The sequence below is a fragment of the Xanthomonas sp. NCPPB 3583 genome (assembly GCF_041475715.2).
GTDB classification, from domain to species: domain Bacteria; phylum Pseudomonadota; class Gammaproteobacteria; order Xanthomonadales; family Xanthomonadaceae; genus Xanthomonas; species Xanthomonas euvesicatoria.
The window spans coordinates 2,119,944-2,142,601 of sequence record NZ_CM191263.1 but is presented as its reverse complement, the minus strand read 5'-3'; the positions used below and the strand labels follow the sequence as shown (position 1 = coordinate 2,142,601).

The following is a 22,658-nucleotide window of genomic DNA, read 5'->3' as shown; positions in this document are numbered from 1 at the left end:
TGACGCCGGCCCCTGTGCCGACTCCCCCGAACGATACGCTGTTCGAGGCTCCGCCCTAGCATATGCAGTATCTGTGCCGTCGGCACACCGCCGGCACAAAAAAATCAGGCTTCCGGACGCATATACGGGAACAGCAGGACATCGCGGATCGAGGTGCTGCCGGTCAGCAGCATCACCAGACGGTCGATCCCGATGCCCAGGCCGCCGGTCGGCGCCATGCCGTACTCCAACGCACGGATGTAATCGGCATCGAAATGCATCGCTTCGTCGTCGCCACCGTCCTTGGCCTGCACCTGCGCCTGGAAACGTGCGGCCTGGTCTTCGGGGTCATTGAGCTCGGAGAAGCCGTTAGCCAGCTCCTTGCCGTTGATGAACAGCTCGAAGCGGTCGGTGTACCCCGGCTCGGTGTCGCTGGAACGCGCCAGCGGCGACACTTCGACCGGGTGGTCGGTGATGAAGGTCGGCTGCACCAGGGTGTGCTCGACGGTGGCTTCGAAGATCTCCAGCAGCAGCTTGCCCCAGCCGTAGGACGGCTTGACCCGGATCTTCAGCCGCTCGCAATGGCGCAGCAGCGCCTCCCGGTCGGTGCAGTCGGCGGCGCTGATCTCCGGATTGTGGTGGCGAACGGCCTCATCCATGCGCCAGCGCCGGAAAGCCGGCGCCAGATCGATATCGGCGCCATCCCAGCTCACCTGGGTGGTCCCCAGCACCGTCTGTGCGGTGTCTCGGATCACCTGCTCGGTCAGGTCCATGATCTGGTGGTACGTGGCATAGGCCTCGTAGAGCTCGAGCATGGTGAACTCGGGGTTGTGCCGGGTCGACACGCCTTCGTTGCGGAAGTTGCGGTTGATCTCGTAGACACGCTCCAGCCCACCGACCACCAGACGCTTGAGATACAGCTCGGGGGCAACGCGCAGGTACAGATCCAGGTCCAGCGCATTGTGGTGGGTGGTGAACGGCTTGGCCGTGGCGCCGCCGGGGATGTAATGCATCATCGGCGTTTCCACTTCCAGGAAGCGGCGCGCGTCCAGCCAGGCGCGCATGGCGCGGATGATCTTGGAGCGCTTGATGAAGACCTCGCGCGCTTCGGGCGTCACGATCAGGTCGACATACCGCTGGCGGTAACGCTGCTCCACGTCCGACAGGCCATGCCACTTGTCCGGCAACGGGCGCAGCGACTTGGTCAGCAGGCGCAGCGCGCCGGCCTTGACCGACAGTTCGCCGGTCTTGGTGCGGGTGAGCCCACCCTCCACCGCCACGATGTCGCCCACATCCCAGCCCTTGAACGCGGTATAGGCATCGCCGAGCACATTGCCCTGCAGGAACAGCTGCACACGCCCGGATTCGTCCTGGATCTGCGCAAAGCTGGCCTTGCCCATCACCCGCTTGGCCATCAGGCGGCCAGCCATCCTGACCGTGCGCCCGCTGGCTTCCAGCGCTTCAGGGGTCCAGGTGTCGGCGTCGGCGAATTCTGCCTGCAGGTCGCCGGCGAAGTGTTCGCGCACGAAGTCGTTCGGGTAGGCGATGCCCTGCCCGCGCAACGCGCCCAGTTTCGCGCGACGCTCGGCGATGAGGCTGTTCTCGTCGGCGGGGATCTGCGGCGCGGGGGTCTGCTCGGTCATGGCGGGGATCGGTCTGCTTGGGTCGGGCGGGTGCCCGGGGGAATGAGGAACCGGCGGTGCCGGCACGCTTATTTACAACGATGACGTGACGAAGGCACGCGGTCACCGGGTTACCCGAAAGCCGCATCGCATTGGCAACGCTGCGTCACAGGCACTGCAGCGATGCGCCAGGATGCCGTCGCAACGGCGACCTGGCGCGGCGGTCAGGCGTCCAGGCGTTTGGACCCTGCTGCCAGACCGGCCTTCAGGCTGGCCTCGACGAATTCGTCCAGGTCGCCGTCGAGCACCTTCTGCGTATCGCTGCGTTCGATGCCGGTGCGCAGGTCCTTGATGCGGCTCTGGTCGAGCACGTAATTGCGGATCTGGCTGCCCCAGCCGATGTCGGACTTGGTCGCTTCCAAGGCGTCCTTCTCGGCGTTGCGCTTCTGCACTTCCAGTTCGTACAACTTGGCGGCCAGCATCTTCATCGCGTTGTCGCGATTCTGGTGCTGGCTGCGACCGGTCTGGCAAGCGACCACGGTATTGGTCGGGATGTGCGTGATACGCACCGCCGATTCGGTCTTGTTGACGTGCTGACCACCGGCACCGGAGGAGCGATACACGTCGGTACGCAGGTCGGCCGGGTTGATGTCGATCTCGATGTTGTCGTCCACTTCCGGCGACACGAACACCGAGGTGAAGCTGGTGTGCCGGCGGTTGTCCGAGTCGAACGGCGACTTGCGCACCAGCCGGTGCACGCCGATCTCGGTCTTCAACCAGCCATAGGCGTATTCGCCCTCGATGCGCACGGTGGCCGACTTGATGCCCGCCACTTCGCCACCGGAGACTTCCATCAGCTCGGTTTTCCAGCCGCGCGATTCGGCCCAGCGCAGATACATGCGCAGCAGGATTTCGGCCCAGTCCTGCGCCTCGGTGCCGCCGGCGCCAGCCTGGATGTCGACGAACGCGTTGGCGCTGTCCATCTGGCCGGAGAACATGCGCTGGAATTCCAGCTTTTCGACATGCGCCTGGTAGTTGTCCAGATCGGCGATCACCGCCAACGCAGTGTCTTCGTCCTGTTCGCTCTCGGCCAGCTCCAGCAGGTCGCCTGCATCGGCCAGGCCCGACAGCACATCGGCAATGCCGATCACGGTCTTTTCCAGCATCGACCGCTCGCGGCCCAGGGCCTGCGCGCGTTCGGCGTCGTTCCACACATCCGGGCTTTCGAGCTCCCGGCTGACTTCCTCTAGACGCTCTTTCTTGGCGTCGTAGTCAAAGATACCCCCTGAGCGAGAGCACGCGATCGTTGAGATCGGTGATGCGCTGGCGGATCGGATTGGTTTCGATCATGACGGACTTCCGGCAAACAAGCGGGATAGTTTAGCAAGCGGGCGGCGACGGCGGAACGCGGTGGAACCGTGGCCGCGCGCGCTGCAACACCCGCCACACCCCAGGCGCCTGGCTGCCACGCGCGAACGCAGGTTCCGTCGATGGCCACCGTCGCGCGTCGGTGTCGCAGCAGCTGCGACCTGGCGGCGCCTGGGCCAGGGACGAAGTTGGGACCAGACGCTGGTCACCCCGGGCGCGCAGCAGGGGTTAGACCACCAGTGCGTCAGGTCTCGGAGCAGCAGCGCCCTGCCCGGCATGGGTCCGCAGACCTGCCAGGTGACTGCGACTGCACGGCAGCACGCTGGCATCGCGCAGATGGACGCGCGCGTCGCCGGAATCGGACGGCTCGATCGCCTGCACCTGCCCCAGATTGACCAGATAGCTGCGGTGGATGCGCACGAACACGGCCGGGTCCAGCTTCGCCTCGATTGCCGCCATGGTGCTGCGCAACGGGTAATCGTGACCGCGCACATGCAGGTTGACGTAGTTGCCCGAGGCCTGGATCCACTCGATATCGGCGGTCGCGACCAGGAAATCGCGTCCCAGCTTGCGCACCAGAAAACGCTCCGGGCGATCCAGCGGCTCCACTGGCGGGCCTTCGTCAGGTGCGGCGAGCAGGTGCGCCTCGCCCTGACGCCGCCGTGCGTACCAGGCCAGTGTGTGCTGCACCGCCACCAGCAGCGCAAAGGTGCGCAGGTCCTTGGACAGCTCGTAGACCCACTGCAGCCAGCCGCCGAAATCGTAGTGTGCGCCGGCCAGGGCATAGACCAGCATGCGCAGCACCACCATGCCGGCGACATGCAGCAGCCACCAGCCCAATGCAGCCATCACATACGCCGGCAGGCGTCGCACCCAGACATCGGCATGCAACGGCCAGCGTGCGCACAGCCACACCACCGCCGGCAACAGCAGCAGCGCTGCGGTGGCGCTGCTCAGCTCCCAGCTCAGCACCTGCCACACCACGATGGGCTGGCCATCGCGGCGCGCGGCAAGCCAGGCGGTCCAGACGTTGCCCAGCGCGCTCAGATAGAACACCAGCGACCAGATCACCACCGCCCAGCGTGTGGCAGCGCGGCTGGCGCTGTCGTGGAGGATTGGCGGGCGCGTCCCGGTCGATTGCATTGCACACGTCCGCTGTTGGCAGCTGCCGATCATAGAGGCCTGCGCGGCAAGGCGAAACCGCCATCCCTGCCATCCCGATTCGTCCCCGGGTGGGCACGACTGGTCACTGCGGGCCGGGCTTTCCACCCCTGACACCACTGCTGGAGCGGGGCCGCGGGCAGGATGCATCCACTTCTTCACCAGCTACCGACCATGACCGAGCGCCGCCACGATATCGACGCCTTGCGCGTTTTCGCCTTCGCCCTGCTGATCCTCTACCACGTGGGCATGGCCTATGTGTCCGACTGGGGGTTCCACCTCAAGAGCGTGCACACGGCCGAGTGGCTGCAGTGGCCGATGATCGTGCTCAACCGGTGGCGCATGCCGTTGTTGTTCATGATCTCCGGCATTGCGATCGGGTTGTCGCAGCCGCAAGCCGCGCCGTGGCGCTTCGCGTTGCGTCGTTGCGGGCGGTTGCTGCCGCCCTTGCTGTTCGGCATGTTCGTGGTGGTGGCGGTGCAGGCCTACTGCCAGGGCGTGAGCAACGGCAAGGTCGCCACCGGCTTCGGCAGCTTCCTGCTGCGCTACTGGCAGGTGCGCCCATGGCCGGCCGGCAGCTTCGATGGCTGGGAACACGGCATCAGCTGGAATCACCTGTGGTACCTGGCCTACCTGCTGCCCTACACGGTGGCCCTGATGGCGCTGGTGTCGCTGGCCAGGCTGGTGCGGCTGCCGGCCTTACCGCCGCTTCCCGCCGCAGTGGTGGTGCCCGCCCTGCTGGTGTTGCCGATCCTGTGGGAAGCGTTCTGCGTGATGTGGGTGATGCCGCGCCATCCGCCGACCCATGCGTTGGTGGGCGACTGGTTCGTGCATGCCGAATCGTTCCCACTGTTCCTCTTGGGCTATCTGTTGGCACGCAGCGAACGCTTCTGGCAGCTGGCCGTGCAACTGCGCTGGCTCACCCTGGTCACTGCGGTGCTGGCCATTACCACAGAGTTGGGCATTCGTTATCTGGGCATGCACGTGCAGCCCGCGCAGCTGCCGCCGGCATTGGCCGCGCTGCCATGGGAAGGCCTGGAACACGCCGCACGCGCGGCCTATACCTGGCTGGCGCTGCTGACCCTGCTGGGCTGGGCCAAGCAGCGTTTGAACCGGCCGTTCCGCTGGCTGCCTTATTGCACCGAAGCGGTGTTTCCCTGGTACATCCTGCATCAGAGCCTGATCATCGTGGCGCTGTACTGGTTGATGCCGTTGCAGTTGAACGCCTGGCTGGAACCGGCGCTGGTGATCGCCGCCACGGTGACCGGCTGTCTGGCGCTGCATGAGTACGTGATCCGGCGGGTGCGTTGGTTGCGGCCGTTGTTCGGCTTGCGTGGGCGCACGCAGGCTGCGCCGCGCCGGCTCGGTGTTACGGCAGTCGCGTCGTAACAATCTCGCCAATCGCACGTTCGAGACGACGCCAAGCGACTGTCACAAACCTGGGCGGCGATCAGATCGCAGATCAGCCAGTGACGGTCACCGGCTCGCAATGCTCCACGATCAACTGCACCGCCGTGCCGCCGCGGTAGTCGTCGGCGACCAACCGATACGCCAGCCGCACCAAGCGCGCGGGGTCGCTGCCGCGCCAGCCGTTGAAGTGGATGGCATTGAGCGGCTCGGCGCGTCCGGGGCACCGCAGGGTCAACTTGAGGTGGCGGTCCTTGAGTACGCGGTGCTGCAGCACCTCGAACTGACCATCGAACAGCGGTTCTGGAAAGCCCTGCCCCCACGGACCGGCCACGCGCAGCGCTTCGGCATGCAGGTGATCGAGTTCGTGCGCGGCCAGTTCGCCGTCGCTGTGCAATTGGGCATGCAGCAGCGAGGCATCCACCATCGCCGTCACCTGCGCCAGGAAGGCCTGCTCGAACGTGGCCAATACCGCATGGTCGATACTCAACCCGGCCGCCATCGCATGGCCACCGAACTTCTGGATCAGCCCGGGATGCCGCGCGTCCACCGCCGCCAGCACATCGCGGATATGCAGGCCGGGAATCGAACGCGCCGAGCCACGCAACTGGCTGCTGCCCGGCTCGGCCGGTGCCAGGGCGATCACCGGGCGGTGCAGGCGGTCCTTGAGTTTGGAGGCCACCAGACCGATCACGCCCGGGTGCCATTCGGCATCGAACAGGCATGCGGCGATCGGCAATGCACCATCGCCATCCAGCACCACCTTGGTGACGGCGTGCTCGGCATCGTCGGTCATCAACTGCTGCACCGCGCGGCGCTCGGCGTTGATCTCTTCCAGCGTGCCGGCGATCTCGCGGGCCTGGCTCCAGTCTTCACTGAGCAACAGTTCGATGCCCAGCGCCATGTCCTCGAGCCGACCGGCGGCATTGAGGCGCGGCCCGAGCGCAAACCCGATATCGCTGGCGCTCAGCCGCGCCACATCGCGGCCGCTGGCATCGATCAAGGCCCGCAACCCGATGCAGCCCTTGCCCTCACGCAGGCGACGCAATCCGGCCGACACCAGCGCACGGTTATTGGTGTCCAGCGGTACCAGATCGGCAACGGTACCGACTGCGACCAGATCCAGCAGCACCGACAAATCCGGCTCGGGGCGCCCGGCGAAGGCGCCGCGTTTGCGCAACACGCTGCGCAATGCGAGCAACACATAGAAGATCACCCCGACCCCGGCCAGGGTCTTGCTGGGGAAGGTGTCTTCGGCCAGGTTCGGGTCGACGATCGCATCGGCCGGCGGCAGCATCTCGCCCGGCAGGTGGTGGTCGGTGACCAGCACCGTCCAGCCGCGCGCCTTGGCTGCGGCCACGCCGGCGTGACAGGCGATGCCGTGATCGACGGTGACCAGCACATCCGGCTGCAACGCCGCCAGTTCGTCGACCAACGCAGGCGACAGGCCATAGCCGTGCACCATGCGATTGGGCACGGCGTGGTGCACATCCAGCGCACCGAGCATGCGCAGGCCGCGCACACCGACGGCGCAGGCGGTGGCGCCATCGCAGTCGAAATCGCCCACCACCAGAATGCGCCGTTGCTGCGCGATCGCATCGGCCAGTAGCTCGGCGGCCACGCCGCTGTTGTGCAGCAATTCCGGCGACAACAACTGGCCCAGTCGCGGCTGCGCGCCTTGCGCATCGGTGACGCCACGCGCTGCATAGATGCGACGCAGCAGCGGCAACATGGTATCGGGCCAGCTGCCGGCCTGCCCGGAGGGGCGCCGGACGATCCGCGGAGGCGACGTCATTGCGCCAGCTGCACCCGCGGCTTGCGCCAGAAACGCCAGCGCTGCGCATGCGTGAGCGCTACGCTTTCGCCGTCCTGGAAGTCCAGCACCAGCCGATCCAGTTCGCCGCGCGCCATCGCCGCCAGCAGCGGCGCCACCGCATCGTCGCTGAACTGCTGCAGCGAACGCAGATGACGCAGATCCACCAGCGCATCGACGCGTTGTTCGCCCTGCGCATCGGCACCTGCCGCCAGCGCCAGCGCGCGCAGCAGCGATTCGCGACTGCGCACCTGGCGATGCGGCGAACTCACCGCGTGCGGCAGGACGCCGCCACCCCAGAACCACAGCGAATTGATGGCCGGCTTGCCGCTGGCGACGCGACCTTCATTCCAGGGATGTTGATGCAGCAGCACCTGCGCTTCGGTCAGCAGGGCCCGCCAGCGGCGCCCGCTGTCGCCGGCCGGCAGGTGCTCGAACAAGTCGTCGCCAATGGCGACATCCGGCGGTGCGAAGTCCGGCAACTTCGCATCCGGCGACAGGCGCAGATACCAACGCGAGGGCGTGGGCGCATCCAGCAGAAAGCCAGCATCGCCGAACATCGGCTTGAGGATGGGCAAGAGCACCGCCAGATCGTCGGCGGTGGGGCCGAGCGCCTCGCCGTAGCCCATCAGCCGCGCACCCTGCATGTCCGGCACCACATAGGCCGGATCCGCGCGCACCCAGGTGGCGCCGGCGGCATCGCCGGCATCCAGCTGGCGCGTCAACGCCGCCACTGGCCAGTGCGCCGGGGTCAGGCTGAAATGGCGCTGCAATTGCGCCACTTCGCCGGCATCGGCGCTGTGTCCGTCGGCGCGCGCAAGCGCACGCGCCACTGCCGTGTCGCCCAGGGTTCCGGGCAGACGGCGTTTTTCCGGCAGCAGCAGCGTGGCGGTGGTCATCGCGCAGTGATGCCGGTCAGTCCAGGTAGGCGACGCTGACGACTTCGTACTCGCGCTGGCCGGCCGGCGCATCGATGGTCACCGAATCGCCTTCCAGCTTGCCGATCAGCGCGCGCGCCAGCGGCGAGGAGATCGCGATCAGGCCCATCTTGATGTCCGCCTCCAGATCACCAACGATCTGGTAGCGCTTCTCTTCGTCGGTTTCGGTATCGGCCAGCGTCACCGTGGCGCCAAACACGATTTTGGTGCCGGCCGACAACTTGGTGATATCGATGATTTCGGCATGCGAAAGCTCGCTTTCTAGCTGCTTGATGCGGCCTTCGATGAAGCTCTGCTGCTCGCGCGCGGCGTGGTATTCGGCATTTTCCTTCAGGTCGCCGTGCGCACGCGCTTCGGCGATCGCATTGATCACCTCGGGGCGCTTGACCGACTTCAAATGCTCCAGCTCTTCGCGCAGGCGCTGCGCGCCCTTCGATGTCATGGGTGCTCTCATGCTTCCAGCTCCTTGTGCAGTTCCTGCAGCGACCACACAGGGCCGGTGCCGCGGAATTCCAGCGATTGCACCAGCGCCTTGGCGCCGGCGACAGTGGTCGAATAGGTCACGCGATGCTGCAGCGCTTCGCGGCGGATCGAGAACGAATCCGAAATGGCGGCGCGACCTTCGGTGGTGTTGACGATGTAGACGATCTCGCCGTTCTTGATCGAATCGACGATGTGCGGGCGGCCTTCGGCCACCTTGTTGACGATTTCGCAGCTCAGCCCGTTCTGCTGCAGCCACGCACCGGTACCGCGCGTGGCCACCAGCGTGAAGCCACGCTCCACCAGCGCCTGCGCCACCGGCAGCACGCGCTGCTTGTCCGGGTCGCGCACCGAGACGAAGGCCTTGCCGACCGGCGGCGCCTTGATGCCACCGGCTTCCTGCGCGCGTGCGAACGCGGCGCTGAAGCTGCGGCCCACGCCCATCACCTCGCCGGTGGAGCGCATCTCCGGCCCGAGGATCGGGTCCACACCCTGGAACTTGGCGAACGGGAAGATCGCTTCCTTCACCGAGTAATAGTCCGGCACGATTTCCTTGGTGGCGCCCTGCTCGGCCAGCGTCTTGCCGGCCATGCAACGTGCAGCGATCTTGGCCAGCGGCATGCCGATCGCCTTGGACACGAACGGCACCGTGCGCGAGGCACGCGGGTTCACTTCCAGCAGGTACACGATGTCGTCGCCCGCTTCGTTGACCTGCACCGCGAACTGGGTGTTCATCAGGCCGACCACGTTCAAGCCTTCGGCCAGCATCACCACCTGGCGACGCAGCTCGGCCTGGGTCTGCGGCGAGAGCGAATATGGCGGCAGCGAGCACGACGAATCGCCCGAGTGCACGCCGGCTTCTTCGATGTGTTCCATCACCCCGCCGATCAGCACGTTGCCGTCCTTGTCGGCAATGATGTCCACGTCCACTTCCACCGCGTTGTCCAGGAAGCGGTCCAGCAGCACCGGCGAATCGTTGGAGACCTTGACCGCATCGCGCACGTAGCGCGCCAGGTCGGACTCGCCATAGACGATTTCCATTGCACGGCCGCCCAGCACGTAACTCGGGCGCACCACCAGCGGGTAGCCGATTTCGCGTGCCAGCACCAAGGCTTCTTCGGCATTGCGGGCGATGCGGTTTGGCGGCTGCTTCAGGCCGAGCTTGTCGACCAACTGCTGGAAACGCTCGCGGTCTTCGGCCAGGTCGATCGAGTCCGGCGAAGTACCGATCACCGGCACGCCGTTGGCTTCCAGCGCACGCGCCAGCTTCAGCGGAGTCTGGCCGCCGTACTGCACGATCACGCCCTTGGGTTTTTCCAGCTCGACGATTTCCAGCACGTCTTCCAGCGTCAGCGGCTCGAAGTACAGGCGGTCGGAGGTGTCGTAATCGGTGGAGACGGTTTCCGGATTGCAGTTGACCATGATGGTTTCGAAACCATCATCGCGCAGCGCCAGTGCCGCGTGCACGCAGCAGTAATCGAACTCGATGCCCTGGCCGATGCGGTTGGGGCCACCGCCCAGGATCATGATCTTGTCGCGATCGGTCGGCAGCGCCTCGCATTCGTCCTCGTAGGTCGAGTACAGATAGGCCGTACTGGTGGCGAATTCGGCAGCGCATGAGTCCACGCGCTTGTAGACCGGGCGCACCTTCAGCGCGCGGCGCAACGTGCGCACCGATTCTTCGTTGCTGCCGATCAGCTGCGCCATGCGCGCATCGGAGAACCCGGCACGCTTGAGCATGCGCAGGCGCGGTGCGTCCAGCGCCGCCATGCCGTCGTCGGCCAGCTGCTGTTCGTGGCTGATGATTTCTTCGATCTGGTCCAGGAACCAGGGGTCGATGAACGACAGCGCATACACATCGGCCACCGTCATGCCGGCACGGAAGGCATCGGCCACGTAGAACAAACGCTCCGGGCCCGGTGCCTTGAGCTCGCGCTTGAGCGTGGCGATGTCGTCTTCGCTGCTCAGGTCCAGGCCGGTCGGATCCAGGCCGATCTTGCCTGTTTCCAGGCCACGCAGCGCTTTCTGCAGCGATTCCTGGAAGGTGCGGCCCATCGCCATCACCTCGCCCACCGACTTCATCTGCGTGGTCAGGCGCGCATCGGCCTGCGGGAATTTTTCGAAAGCAAAGCGCGGAATCTTGGTGACCACGTAGTCGATCGACGGCTCGAACGAGGCCGGGGTCAGACCGCCGGTGATCTCGTTCTTCAATTCGTCCAGCGTGTAGCCCACGGCCAGCTTGGCGGCGACCTTGGCGATCGGGAAGCCAGTGGCCTTGGAGGCCAGCGCCGAGGAACGCGATACGCGCGGGTTCATTTCGATGACGACCACGCGGCCGGTGGTCGGGCTGATGCCGAACTGCACGTTCGAGCCGCCGGTATCCACGCCGATCTTGCGCAGCACCGCGATCGAGGCATCGCGCAGGCGCTGGTATTCCTTGTCGGTGAGCGTCTGCGCCGGCGCCACGGTGATCGAGTCGCCGGTGTGCACGCCCATCGGGTCGAGGTTTTCGATGGCGCACACGATGATGCAGTTGTCGGCGGTGTCGCGCACCACTTCCATCTCGAATTCTTTCCAACCCAGCACCGATTCTTCCACCAGCACTTCGGTGGTCGGCGACAGTTCCAGGCCGCGGCCAACGATCTCGATCAGCTCTTCGCGGTTGTAGGCGATGCCGCCGCCGCTACCGCCCAGGGTGAAGCTGGGGCGGATGATGGTCGGGTAACCGACGCGGGTCTGGATCTCCAGCGCTTCTTCCAGCGTGTGGGCAACCGCCGCCGTCGGGCAATCCAGCCCGATCTCGCCCATCGCCACGCGGAACAGCTCGCGGTCTTCGGCCATGCGGATCGCTTCGCGCTTGGCACCGATCAGCTCGACGTTGTACTTCTCCAGCACACCGTGGTCGGCCAGGTCCAGCGCGCAGTTCAGCGCGGTCTGCCCGCCCATGGTCGGCAGCAGGGCATCGGGCTTTTCCTTGGCGATGATCTTTTCGACCGTCTGCCAGTTGATCGGCTCGATATACACGGCGTCTGCCATGTTCGGGTCGGTCATGATGGTGGCCGGATTGCTGTTGACCAGCACCACGCGGTAACCCTCGTCGCGCAGCGCCTTGCACGCCTGCGCGCCGGAGTAATCGAACTCGCAGGCCTGGCCGATGACGATCGGGCCGGCGCCGATGATCAGGATGGTTTTTAGGTCGGTGCGCTTTGGCATGGGGGTCCTCAGTAAAGTCGGTCCTGCCACGCCGTAGCGGCGAGCCAGGTAATTTGGTCGGGCGATCGGGCATTGATCGCGCCATGGTCGACCGCGGCGCGAACCTCTCGCTGCATCGCGGCCCAGCTGGGAGCGGCGGCGCCGATGCGCGCGCCAATCCCGTTGTTATGCGCATCCATCGCGCGGCTCGGCGTGCCAACGCCACCGCGTTCCATCACGGCAGTCACCCAATCCACGCAACGCGGGGACAAGCTGTAGGCGACGATGGCGCTCGCAAGACTGTGTCGGTAGGCATCGGCCGGGCCGTTGCGCCCGCCGGGGAGGCCTGAACCCAGCCACTGCGAATACACCGCAACCAACACGAAGGCCGGATACGCGGACAGCGCCAGCATCGCCAACGCAAACACCCGCCAATGGCGTGTGCGCGGCAGCGAGGCCAGCCCCGTTTTCATCAGGCGCGTGCCGCCATCAGATCCACGAACCGATCGAACAACGGCCCCACATCGCGCGGTCCCGGCGAGGCTTCCGGATGGCCCTGGAACGAGAAAGCCGGTGCGTCGGTGAGCGCGATGCCCTGGTTGGTGCCATCGAACAACGACCGATGGGTCACCCGCACATTGGCCGGCAAGGTGCTTTCATCCACCGCAAAACCGTGGTTCTGCGAGGTGATCATCACCCGGCCGCCGTCCAGATCCTGCACCGGGTGGTTGGCGCCGTGATGGCCGGTGGTCATCTTCAGCGTCTTGGCGCCGGCGGCCAGCGCCAGCAACTGATGGCCCAGGCAGATGCCGAAGGTCGGCACCTTCTGCGCGATCAATTCCTTGATCGCATCGATCGCGTAGTCGCACGGCTCCGGGTCGCCCGGGCCATTGGACAGGAACACGCCATCGGGTTGCAGCGCCAGTACCTCTGCCACCGGCGTGCGCGCCGGCACCACCGTGACGTCGCAGCCGCGCTCGGCCAGCATGCGCAGGATGTTGAGCTTCACGCCGTAGTCGTAGGCCACGACCTTGTATTTGGCCGGCACGCTGACGAAGGCGTTGGCATCCAGATCCAGCTGGCCCTCGGTCCACAGGTAGGTCTTCTCGGTCGAGACCACCTTGGCCAGATCCATGCCTTTCAGGCCGGGGAACTTGCGCGCGGCTTCCAGTGCTTTTTTGACGTCGATCTCGCCCGCCATCAGCGCACCGTTCTGGGCGCCCTTTTGCCGCAGCAGGCGGGTGAGCTTGCGGGTGTCGATGCCGGAGATGGCGACTACACCGCGGGCCTGCAGCCATTCCGGCAAGGCCACCTGGCTGCGCCAGTTGCTGGGGCGGCGCGGCACATCGCGCACGATCAGGCCGGCGGCCCAGATCTTGCGGGCTTCGTCGTCCTGATCGGTGAAGCCCGTGTTGCCGATATGCGGATAGGTCAGCGTGACCATCTGGCGGGCGTAGGAGGGATCGGTCAGGACTTCCTGGTAGCCGGTCATGGCGGTGTTGAACACCACTTCACCGACGGAAAGCCCGTTGGCGCCTACGGATTCGCCCTCGAACACGGTGCCGTCTTCGAGGACAAGGATTGCGGGTTGGGTCACGTGGGGGTCTCGCTCTGGCTGCCTGGGACTCCGATGCGCTCCCGGCCAAATTCCGGTTGCAGCAAAGCGCGGACGCGGTGCTGGGGACCGGTCCGACGCTGGTTCGGGCAAGCGAGAATTGTAAAGGCAACTGCCCCGCCATGCCAGTCTGAAGAGCACCGGATGCAGTCGCGGCAGCAATGCCGAGGCATGAATAGGCCGCGGCGTGCGGCTACCGTTCATGCATGGCTGCAGGCGTGCTTACAGCACCAGATCGCGCACGCGGTAGCTGCCTGCCGGCTTGCCGATCAGCCGCTTGGCCGCATGCAAGGCACCGCGCGCGAAGATGTCGCGGTTGGTTGCGCGATGTACCAGCTCGACCCGCTCGCCCAGCCCGGTGAACTGCACGGTGTGTTCGCCGACGATGTCGCCGGCACGCAAGCTGACATAGCGCGGCTGGGCGCCGCTGCCGGTCGCCGCTTCGCCCAGCGTCAACGCGGTGCCGGAGGGCGCGTCCTGCTTGTGCACGTGATGCGCTTCGAGGATGTCGCAGTCCCAACCCGGCAAGGTGCCGGCCGCGCGCTCCACCAGCTCTGTCAGCACCGCAACGCCGAGACTGAAGTTGGAGGCCCACACCAGCGCGATCTGCTGGGCGGCATCGCGCAAGGCCGCACGCTGCGCCTCGTCGAGCCCGGTAGTACCGGACACCAACGGCTTGCCGCGCTGTGCGCACAACGCCAGGATCGGTGCGAAGCCCTGCGGCAGACTGAAATCGATGGCCACATCGAACGCAGGCGCGCCGCCGAGTTCGCTGGCAGCGAAGAACGGCACCCCATCGACCACGCGCTGGGAGGGCGAGCGGCCCACCACGGCGCCAACCACCTGCAAGCTCTGGTCTTCGGCAGCCAATCGCAGCAACGCCTTGCCCATCCGCCCGGAGGCCCCGTGGATCAGAACTTTCACAGCAGAGGTTGTCATGGCGGCGGCTGGCTTGGCGATGTGGGTGGTACACGATAGCCGGGATTGGGGATTTGCGATTAGCGAGTCGTCACCGCGGCGCCGCATTGCGCACGATGCGGCATTGCGTGGTGAGGCGACCGGTCGCCTTCGGGGTGGGCGACGAGGCCTGGCGAACGGCTCCTGGATGGGTGCTGAGAAGTAGAGAACCGCGGGAATGCAACCGGACTTTGCCCACTCCGCACCCGGCATGCACCCAACCATGTAGGCGGTGATGTCGGCCGCTCTACGCGTGGCTATCGCAACGTAGCGCGCCATCGTCACCCAGGCCTGGAATGCGCGGCGCAAGCGCATAACGGTGCTCTACTAGCCAAGGACGCAGCGACCACATCCGCCTGGCACTGCGCAGCAGCTTTGTCAGCCGCGCTTAGAGCGTTTTATGCGCCTTACGGTGAGCGCGAAGCGTCCTGTGGCGCGTTAAGAAGGCGTGCGCCTTACCAAGGCTGGCCTCCTGGGCAAGGCGCGCAACGCGGCATCGGCGCGTCACAGGGCGCTTCCCGGAGGGTTGGCCGCCAGCGGCACGGAGCGCGCGCCGCGCGGCTTGCGTTGGCGCCAGCCAAGCCGGCGCCGCTCCGCATTTGCTCCGTGCCGCTGGCGGCCGACGCACCCCATCCCAACGTGCATAACGCGCTCTAATCGCCGACACCTTCCAGCCGCTTGCTCCAGCTTTCCACTTCGCTACGCTGCAGGCGGCGTTCGAAAAGCGTGCGCCAGGACGGCACGAGCGGCAGCTGCAATACCGCGGTGACAGCTGCAACATCGACCTGACGGGCGTACAGCACCTGCTGAAGACGCGACAGCGGCCAATCCGGATGCGGCCGCGCCTGCAGGGTCAGCAGGTCGCCGGCCGCGACGCTGCCCGGCTGCAGCACGCGGTAATACCAGCCGGTTCGGCCGGTCTCCTGTACACGGCGCGCCAGCTCGCGCACACCAAAACGGTCCGACAGCTTCCAGCACGGCTGTCGCAACTGCGACACCTCCACCACCGCCGTGCCCAAGGTGAAGCGATCGCCAAGACAGACATCGGCTTCGGTCACGCCCACACTGCTGAGGTTTTCGCCGAAGGCACCTGCCGCCTCCAGCAGCACGTGCGGACCAAGTTCGTCGCGCCAGGCGGCGTAGTGATCGCGCGGGTAATGATGGATGGCCTTGTCCGGCCCGCCATGCACGCGCCGGTCGCCCTGCTCGTCGCCCTCCAGGCCTTCGAGGCCGACCTGCACCGCTCCCTGCAGCGGACGTTTGTCGATCGCACTGCGGCTGCCAGGTCGAGTGAAGTCGCGCGCGCTGCCGATGGCGACGTGGTCGATCCTGATCGCGATCTGCGCACCCTGCTCTGCGGTCGCCATCGTCACGCACCCAGCCCTGGCAATTCGGCCAGCGCCTCGCGCAGCAACTCGCCCAGCACCTGGATGCCGGCATCGATCTTCTCGCCGGGCACGGTGACGAACGACAGACGCAGCGTATTGGTCTGCGGCAAGGTGGCGAAGAACGGCGCGCCGGGTACGAACGCGACATTGCGTGCGATGGCCCGCGCCAGCAACGCGGTCCCATCCAACCCCGGCGGCAAGGTCACCCACAAGAACATGCCGCCTTCCGGGCGATTCCATTGCACCTGCGACGGGAAGTGCCGGTCCAGTGCCTCAAGCATCAGGCTGCACTGGCGCGCGTACAGCGCACGGATCTGCGGAATATGGGTCTGGAGAAAATCGTCCTGCAGTGTCTGGTACACCACGCGCTGGGTAAACGATGGGGTATGCAGATCGGCCGCCTGCTTGGCCTGGATCAGCTTGCCCAACACCGCTTCGGGCGCCACCACGTAGCCCAGCCGCAGGCCGGGCGCGAGCACCTTGGAAAAGGAGCCCATGTAGATGACGCCTTCGGGGTTCATCGACAACAGACTCGGCAACGGCTGCCCGCTGTAGTACAGCTCGCCGTACGGGTCGTCTTCGACAATCGGCACGCCTGTCTCGGCAGCACGCGCCACCAAGGCCTGGCGACGCGCCAGCGGCAAGCGCCGGCCGGTGGGATTCTGAAAATTCGGCAGGCAGTACAGAAAGCGCGCATCGGCCAGCAGCGCCGGATCCAGCGCATCCACCACCACACCGTCCTCGTCCGAGGGCATGCCAACGAAGGCGGGCTGGAACAACGAAAACGCCTGCAGCGCGCCCAGGTAGCTCGGCGTTTCCACCAACACCTTGCTGCCTTCGTCGATGAAGACCTTGCCGAGCAGGTCCAGGCCTTGTTGCGAGCCGGTGGTGATCAGCACTTGGCTGGGCCGGATGCTGGCGCCATCGCGACTCAGCCGCGCGGCCACCCATTCGCGCAGCGGCGCATAACCTTCGGTTGGGCCGTATTGCAAGGCTGCCTGCGGGGCGTCGCGCAGCACCTGGTCGCTGGCAGCGCGCATGCGCTCCACCGGAAAGGTGGCCGGCGACGGCAGGCCGCCAGCGAAGGAAATGACCTCCGGCCGTTCGGTCACCTTGAGGATTTCGCGAATCGCCGAACTGGTCAGCGCCTGCGCACGTCGGGAGATCTGGAAGGAAGTCGTCATGGCGCAAGCATAGCGAACGCCAGTGGTTGCGGCGCTGTGCAGTGCAGCGACGGAGCGCTGGCCGCTCGCCTGACCCGGCACGGAGCCGGGAGACCGGCAGCACGTCGCCGGCAATCGCCAGCCAACCGTGGAGCGCGCATTGCAACTGCCCTGTCTGCATCGCACAGGCCGCATCCAGCGACGACCGCGCCGCTGGGGCAAGCGCAGTCACTTGGTCAGCTGCGCTTATTGATACGCCGGGCCGACCCAGGCGGTGCCTTCGCTGTGGGCGATGAGCGTCTTCCAGCGCTTGCGGATCACCTTGTCGCGTGTGCGAAAGGTCATGCGCACGCCCGGCAGACCGAGCGTGGCACGCGTTTCGACCATCGCCGAATGTTCGTCTGCGGCGATATCGATCTTGGTGATGGACTGTTTGTAGTCGATCAGCTCTTCCGGATCGGCCACGTGACTCATCTGCCGCAGCACCTGCGCCCATTCGCCGTTGGATTTGCAATATTTCTCGCGGTTGGCGGTCTGCCGCTGCTGATGGGAATCCATGCGGTACAGCACCACCATTTCGAATTCCGGCGCGGTCATTGCGCAGAGCGCCTCGCCGTCCTGGCTCAACATCGCCTTGTCGTGCGCGGCATAGAAATCGCGCACCTGCTTCTCGTCGAGCGCGTTGCCGCCATAGTTATAGAGACCCGCAACGGCGGCCAGCACCGCCAACAACACCAGCAAACGCATCACCGCCCCCTTGTCTGGCCGCGTCCTGCGGCCGCGCAAGTGTAGACCAGACGACGGGGGTCAATGGCTGCGGGGCGGTGTCGGGCCGCAGCTGTCGCAACCACCGCAGGCGGAGACGTTTTGGGCGGCAGGCGGTGCTACGCGACGCCCCAGTGCCTGCACCCATGCCGGCCGCCCGCTGCGCAGCAGCCCAAGCGCGAGCGCGCCACGCAGGCGACGCAGCACACCGGGAAACTGTTTCTTCATCACCACCCACAGGCTGACCAGCACTGCGATGGCGATCACCAGGTATTGCAGCGTAAACGAAAGCGTCATCTCAGCCGGCCCCCAGCAGCACGGCCAGCTGGTAGGTCACCAGCGACGCCAGGTAGGCCAGCGCGAACAGGTACACCGCGCTGATGGTCATCTGCTTCCACGAGTTGGTTTCGCGCTTGATCGTGGCCAGCGTGGAGATGCACATCGGTGCGTAGATGTACCAGACCAGCAGCGACAGCGCGGTGGCCAGCGACCACCCGTCGCTGATCAACGGCGACAACGCCTGCGCTGCCGCGTCGTCGTCGGCAGCAGACAACGCGTACACCGTGGCCAGCGAGGCCACCGCCACTTCGCGTGCGGCCAGGCCGGGAATCAATGCGATGCAGATCTGCCAGTTGAAGCCCAGCGGTGCGAAGAACACTGCCATTGCGTGGCCGATACGACCGGCGAAGCTGTAGTCGATTGCCGGCAAGGTGGCATTGGCCGGCGCCTCGGGAAACGACAGCAGGAACCACAGCAGGATGGTCAGCGCCAGGATGATGCCGCCCACGCGCTTGAGGAAGATCCAGGCGCGCTCCCACAGCCCCAGCGCCAAGTCGCGTACCTGCGGCACGCGGTAGGACGGCAGCTCCAGCATCAACGGGTGCTCGCTCTTGTCGCGCCGCCATTTCTTCATCGTCCACGAGACCAGCAGCGCACTGACGATGGCCGCAGCATACAGCCCGAACAGCACCAGTCCCTGCTGGTTGAAGATGCCCCACACGGTCTTCTGCGGAATGAAGGCGCCAATCAACAACGCATACACCGGCAACCGCGCCGAACACGTCATCAGCGGCGCGACCATGATGGTGGCGAGCCGGTCGCGCGGGTCCTGGATGCTGCGTGTGGACATGATGCCCGGCACCGCACAGGCAAAACTCGACAACAGCGGAATGAACGAGCGCCCCGACAAACCGGCCACCGACATCATGCGATCGAGCAGAAACGCCGCACGCGGCAGGTAGCCGGATTCTTCCAAGGCCAGGATGAAGGCGAACAGGATCAGGATCTGCGGCAGGAACACGATCACCCCGCCCAGCCCGGCGATGACGCCATCCTTGAGCAAGCTGTTGAGCGGACCTTCCGGCAACGTCGCGCCGACCCATTCGCCCAAGGCGGCGGTGCCGCCGTCGATCAGGTCCATGACCGGCGCAGCCCAGGCATAGACCGCCTGGAAGATCAGGAACATCACCACCGCCAGCGTGACCAGGCCCCAGATCGGATGCAGCAGCCAGCGGTCCAGCGCATCGTCCACGCGCGAGGTGCGGGTGGGCATGGTCACCGCTGCACTCAGGATCTGCCGCACCAGCGCGTGATAATTACCGTCGGCCGGCGGATTGGCGGCGGGCGCCGCCAGGCGTGCCGCCTGCGCGTCGAGCCGCTCGACCAGCACCTTGGCACCACCGCGCCGCACCGCTACCGTTTCGACCACCGGCACGCCGAGCGCCTGCTCCAGCGCCGGCAGGTCGATGACAATGCCGCGTCGCTGTGCGGCATCCATCATGTTCAGCGCCACGATCATCGGCCGGCCGAGCTCGCGCAGTTCCAACGCAAAGCGCAGATGCAGGCGCAGATTGGTCGCATCCATCACATAGACCAGCACGTCCGGCGCCGGCTCGCCCGGATAAAAGCCACGGCACAGGTCGCGGGTGATCGCCTCGTCCAGGCTCGCCGGTTGCAGGCTGTAGGCGCCGGGCAGATCCAGCACCGCAAAGTCGCGCCCGGACGGTGCGCGGAAGTGGCCTTCCTTACGCTCGACGGTGACGCCGGTGTAATTGGCCACTTTCTGCCGGCTGCCGGTCAGCTGGTTGAACAGTGCGGTCTTGCCGCTGTTGGGGTTGCCAACCAGCGCCAGACGCAGCGGAACGGTGGCCGCGCTCATGCCGATCCTCCCGCATGGCGCACCTGCACGCGCGCAGCCTCGCTGCGCCGCAGGGCAAAACGCGTATAGCCCACCTGCACCAACAACGGTTCGCGGCCGACCGGCCCGGTGGCCAGCACCGTGACTTCCTCGCCTGCGACAAACCCCAACTCCCGCAAGCGCCGGGCGATCGTGTCGTTGGGGAGACGATCCTCCACGGAGTCCACGATGGCGGCGCGATGCAAAGGCATGTCGGACAGCGTCACAAAGACGGCCTGATTGTTAGGAATGGTTCTCAATTCTAGCATCGACGCACCGCGTCATGGCTCCGGCAACCCGGCCCGCTATCATGGTTCGCATCCCATTCATGGACGTACGCAATGCAGGACACCGGCTTGATCGTCGAAGACCACGGAGCGGTCCGCACCTTGCGATTGCATCGGCCCGCAGTACATAACGCCTTCGATGCGACGCTGATCGCGGCGTTGACCGATGCATTACGCGAGGCGGGCCGGGCGTCGCAGGTCCGCGTCGTCGTGCTGACCGGTGATGGCGCGGCCTTTTCGGCCGGCGCAGACCTGAACTGGATGCGCGGCATGGCCAGCGCCAGCGAAGCCGAGAACGCCGCCGACGCACTGGCGCTGGCGCAGCTGATGCGCACCCTGGATGAACTGCCCAAGCCCACCATCGCGCGCGTCAACGGCGCTGCTTTCGGCGGCGGTGTCGGCCTGGTGGCGTGTTGCGATATCGCCATCGGTTGTACCGAGGCGCGCTTCGGCCTGACCGAAAGCAAGCTCGGCCTGCTGCCGGCGGTCATTTCGCCCTATGTGGTTGCAGCGATCGGCGCGCGCCAGGCGCGGCGCTGGTTCGCAACCGCCGAGATCTTCGATGCCGGCACCGCGCAGTTGCTGGGTCTGCTGCACCAGGTGGTGGCCGCCGACCAGCTGGATATCGCAGTGGAACGCCAGGTTCGCCTGTTGCTGGCAGCGGCGCCGCTGGCCACCAGCAGCGCCAAGGCGCTGGTGCGCTCGGTGCTGCCAACTGCCGACCGCGATGCCATCGATGCCGCCAATGCGGCCTTGATTGCCCGTCTGCGCGTGTCGCCCGAAGGCCAGGAAGGCCTGGGTGCGTTTCTGGACAAGCGCAGCGCCGCGTGGATGCCGGAGAGCATGGCGTGAGCGCGATCGACCATATCGGCCTGGCCTGCAGCGACCTGCAAACCAGCACCGCGTTCTACCGGGCCGCGCTGGCGCCCCTGGGCATCACGCTGCTGGTGGAACTGACGGCCGCGCAAACCGGCGGCCGCGCGCATGCCGGCTTCGGCACCGAGCGCCCGTTTCTCTGGCTGGGCTCCCACGCGCAGGCGCCGGGCACCACCCATGTCGCGCTGACGGCGAGCGACCGCCACAGCGTGGATGCGTTTCATCGTGCTGCGCTGGCCGCCGGTGGCCGCGATCACGGCGCGCCCGGGCTGCGCCCGCATTACCACCCACACTATTACAGCGCCTTCGTGCTCGATCCCGATGGCCACAATTGCGAAGCGGTCTGCCACCTCCCCGCATGAGTCTCTTTCCGATGTCCCTGGTTTCCTTGTCCACGCATTCGGCCGCCACCACGCACGCAGTTGCGGCGATGCCTGCACGACGTCATGCGCGCTGCGATGTGAGCGCATGAGCGACTTCGTCCGCATTGTCGAAGTTGGCCCACGCGATGGCCTGCAAAACGAAGCGCAGCCGATCGCCACTGCCGACAAGATCGCGTTGATCGATCAACTCTCGGCCACCGGGCTGCGCACGATTGAAGCAACCAGCTTCGTCAGCCCGCGCTGGGTACCGCAGCTGGCCGACGCCGCCGAGGTGTTTGCCGGCATCGTGCAGGTGCCGGGCATCGCATATCCGGTGCTGGTGCCCAACCTGCAGGGCTACGAACGCGCACGCGCGGCCGGGGCGCAGGAAGTGGCGGTCTTCACCGCGGCGTCGGAGGCGTTCAATCGCACCAATACCAACGCCGGCATCGACGAATCGATCGAACGCTTTCGGCCGATCCTGCAGCAGGCCGCGCTCGATGGTGTGCGCGTGCGCGGCTACGTCTCCACCGTGCTGGGCTGCCCGTACCAGGGCGAAGTGCCGGTGGCCGATGTGGTCGATGTGGCGCAACGTCTGCACGCACTCGGCTGCTATGAAATCTCGCTGGGCGACACCATTGGCGTAGGCACGCCGGTCAAGGCGCGTCAGATGCTGGCCGCGGTGGCGCAGGCGGTGCCGATGCAGGCGTTGGCGGTGCATTTCCACGATACCTATGGGCAGGCGCTGGCCAATATCGCCGCATGCCTGGAGCAAGGCGTACGCGTGATCGATGCGGCCGTGTCCGGTGCGGGCGGCTGCCCGTATGCCAGGGGCGCCAGCGGCAACGTCGCCAGCGAAGACGTGGTGTACCTTTTGCAGGGGCTGGGCATGCCCACCGGCATCGACCTGCCTGCCCTGGCCCGCACCGGCCGCTGGCTGGCGCAGCTGCTCGGTCGCGACACCGGCAGCAAGGTCGGCAAGGCGTTGGCTGCCGCCGGCTGAGGTTTTCCTGCCCGCGCAATCGTGCATCACCGACCACCGCGATCACGCAGGGGCTTGGGCTAGAATTGCCGACCGCTCCGCCGATCGTTCGTTTGCCGCCAACACC

The 22,658-nt window shown here is 66.3% G+C and carries 20 protein-coding genes; 4 read left to right on the top strand and 16 right to left on the bottom strand.

Going from position 1 to position 22,658, the window contains the following annotated elements; all coding sequences use genetic code 11:
• Window positions 1-104 precede the first annotated feature (104 nt).
• From lysS to ACCQ07_RS09525, 3 genes are all read right to left on the bottom strand, one after another.
• On the bottom strand, window positions 105-1,622 hold the full coding sequence (gene lysS / locus ACCQ07_RS09535; RefSeq protein WP_008571485.1) for a lysine--tRNA ligase: 1,518 nt from the start codon (window positions 1,620-1,622) through the stop codon (window positions 105-107).
• Window positions 1,623-1,825: 203 nt separating this feature from the next.
• Window positions 1,826-2,951, bottom strand: a protein-coding gene (gene prfB, locus ACCQ07_RS09530) for a peptide chain release factor 2 (RefSeq protein ID WP_104613799.1) whose coding sequence is annotated in 2 segments (ribosomal slippage) — window positions 1,826-2,875 and window positions 2,877-2,951 — 1,125 coding nt in all. Because the reading frame shifts where the segments join, the coding sequence is not laid out codon by codon here.
• Window positions 2,952-3,197: 246 nt separating this feature from the next.
• A complete protein-coding gene (locus ACCQ07_RS09525) occupies window positions 3,198-4,145 on the bottom strand; it encodes a LytTR family DNA-binding domain-containing protein (protein ID WP_033478479.1) in 948 nt (315 codons plus the stop codon).
• A gap of 159 nt (window positions 4,146-4,304) precedes the next feature.
• Here ACCQ07_RS09525 and ACCQ07_RS09520 point away from each other — a divergent pair, with 159 nt between their 5' ends.
• Complete coding sequence (locus ACCQ07_RS09520; RefSeq protein WP_372364012.1) at window positions 4,305-5,519, top strand: acyltransferase family protein; 1,215 nt, start codon at window positions 4,305-4,307, stop codon at window positions 5,517-5,519.
• A gap of 73 nt (window positions 5,520-5,592) precedes the next feature.
• On the opposite strand, the gene recJ is transcribed toward ACCQ07_RS09520, so the two are convergent.
• The 13 genes from recJ to ACCQ07_RS09455 form a co-directional block, all read right to left on the bottom strand.
• Window positions 5,593-7,332 carry a single-stranded-DNA-specific exonuclease RecJ gene (recJ, locus tag ACCQ07_RS09515; protein WP_218490194.1) on the bottom strand — a complete coding sequence of 580 codons (1,740 nt, stop codon included), beginning with the start codon at window positions 7,330-7,332 and terminating at the stop codon, window positions 5,593-5,595.
• A complete protein-coding gene (locus ACCQ07_RS09510) occupies window positions 7,329-8,249 on the bottom strand; it encodes a hypothetical protein (protein WP_008571480.1) in 921 nt (306 codons plus the stop codon). Before ACCQ07_RS09510 ends, recJ begins: the two co-directional genes overlap by 4 nt.
• Before the next feature lie 16 nt (window positions 8,250-8,265).
• Entirely contained in the window at window positions 8,266-8,730 is a 465-nt protein-coding gene (greA, locus tag ACCQ07_RS09505) for a transcription elongation factor GreA (RefSeq protein WP_003486289.1), read from the bottom strand.
• Between the two features lie 8 nt (window positions 8,731-8,738).
• Window positions 8,739-11,981, bottom strand: a complete 3,243-nt coding sequence (carB, locus tag ACCQ07_RS09500) for a carbamoyl-phosphate synthase large subunit (RefSeq protein WP_014090065.1) — start codon at window positions 11,979-11,981, stop codon at window positions 8,739-8,741.
• Window positions 11,982-11,989: 8 nt separating this feature from the next.
• Window positions 11,990-12,433 carry a hypothetical protein gene (locus ACCQ07_RS09495; protein ID WP_078537339.1) on the bottom strand — a complete coding sequence of 148 codons (444 nt, stop codon included), beginning with the start codon at window positions 12,431-12,433 and terminating at the stop codon, window positions 11,990-11,992.
• On the bottom strand, window positions 12,433-13,557 hold the full coding sequence (carA, locus tag ACCQ07_RS09490; protein ID WP_218557476.1) for a glutamine-hydrolyzing carbamoyl-phosphate synthase small subunit: 1,125 nt from the start codon (window positions 13,555-13,557) through the stop codon (window positions 12,433-12,435). Before carA ends, ACCQ07_RS09495 begins: the two co-directional genes overlap by 1 nt.
• A 240-nt stretch (window positions 13,558-13,797) precedes the next feature.
• Window positions 13,798-14,514: a 4-hydroxy-tetrahydrodipicolinate reductase gene (gene dapB, locus ACCQ07_RS09485; protein ID WP_014090062.1), complete on the bottom strand. Its 717-nt coding sequence runs from the start codon at window positions 14,512-14,514 to the stop codon at window positions 13,798-13,800.
• Window positions 14,515-15,185: 671 nt separating this feature from the next.
• Window positions 15,186-15,905, bottom strand: a complete 720-nt coding sequence (locus tag ACCQ07_RS09480) for an MOSC domain-containing protein (RefSeq protein WP_372165739.1) — start codon at window positions 15,903-15,905, stop codon at window positions 15,186-15,188.
• On the bottom strand, window positions 15,902-17,104 hold the full coding sequence (locus ACCQ07_RS09475; RefSeq protein WP_029819289.1) for an aminotransferase-like domain-containing protein: 1,203 nt from the start codon (window positions 17,102-17,104) through the stop codon (window positions 15,902-15,904). The genes ACCQ07_RS09480 and ACCQ07_RS09475 overlap by 4 nt, the downstream gene beginning before the upstream one ends.
• 225 nt (window positions 17,105-17,329) lie before the next feature.
• Window positions 17,330-17,830, bottom strand: a complete 501-nt coding sequence (locus ACCQ07_RS09470) for a hypothetical protein (protein ID WP_008571472.1) — start codon at window positions 17,828-17,830, stop codon at window positions 17,330-17,332.
• 60 nt (window positions 17,831-17,890) lie between these two features.
• Window positions 17,891-18,145 (bottom strand): DUF6587 family protein, encoded by a 255-nt coding sequence (locus ACCQ07_RS09465; RefSeq protein WP_057680751.1) that lies wholly within the window; start codon window positions 18,143-18,145, stop codon window positions 17,891-17,893.
• Window position 18,146: 1 nt separating this feature from the next.
• Window positions 18,147-20,006: a ferrous iron transporter B gene (gene feoB, locus ACCQ07_RS09460; protein ID WP_014090059.1), complete on the bottom strand. Its 1,860-nt coding sequence runs from the start codon at window positions 20,004-20,006 to the stop codon at window positions 18,147-18,149.
• Entirely contained in the window at window positions 20,003-20,251 is a 249-nt protein-coding gene (locus ACCQ07_RS09455; RefSeq protein WP_003486267.1) for a FeoA family protein, read from the bottom strand. Before ACCQ07_RS09455 ends, feoB begins: the two co-directional genes overlap by 4 nt.
• A 114-nt stretch (window positions 20,252-20,365) precedes the next feature.
• On the opposite strand from ACCQ07_RS09455, the gene ACCQ07_RS09450 reads away from it, so the two are divergent.
• From ACCQ07_RS09450 to ACCQ07_RS09440, 3 genes are all read left to right on the top strand, one after another.
• The gene (locus ACCQ07_RS09450; RefSeq protein WP_372165738.1) at window positions 20,366-21,163 is read left to right on the top strand and encodes an enoyl-CoA hydratase-related protein; all 798 of its coding nucleotides are present in this window, start codon (window positions 20,366-20,368) and stop codon (window positions 21,161-21,163) included.
• The gene (locus tag ACCQ07_RS09445; RefSeq protein WP_008571467.1) at window positions 21,160-21,549 is read left to right on the top strand and encodes a VOC family protein; all 390 of its coding nucleotides are present in this window, start codon (window positions 21,160-21,162) and stop codon (window positions 21,547-21,549) included. Before ACCQ07_RS09450 ends, ACCQ07_RS09445 begins: the two co-directional genes overlap by 4 nt.
• A 106-nt stretch (window positions 21,550-21,655) precedes the next feature.
• The gene (locus ACCQ07_RS09440; protein WP_029819283.1) at window positions 21,656-22,552 is read left to right on the top strand and encodes a hydroxymethylglutaryl-CoA lyase; all 897 of its coding nucleotides are present in this window, start codon (window positions 21,656-21,658) and stop codon (window positions 22,550-22,552) included.
• Window positions 22,553-22,658: the final 106 nt, after the last annotated feature.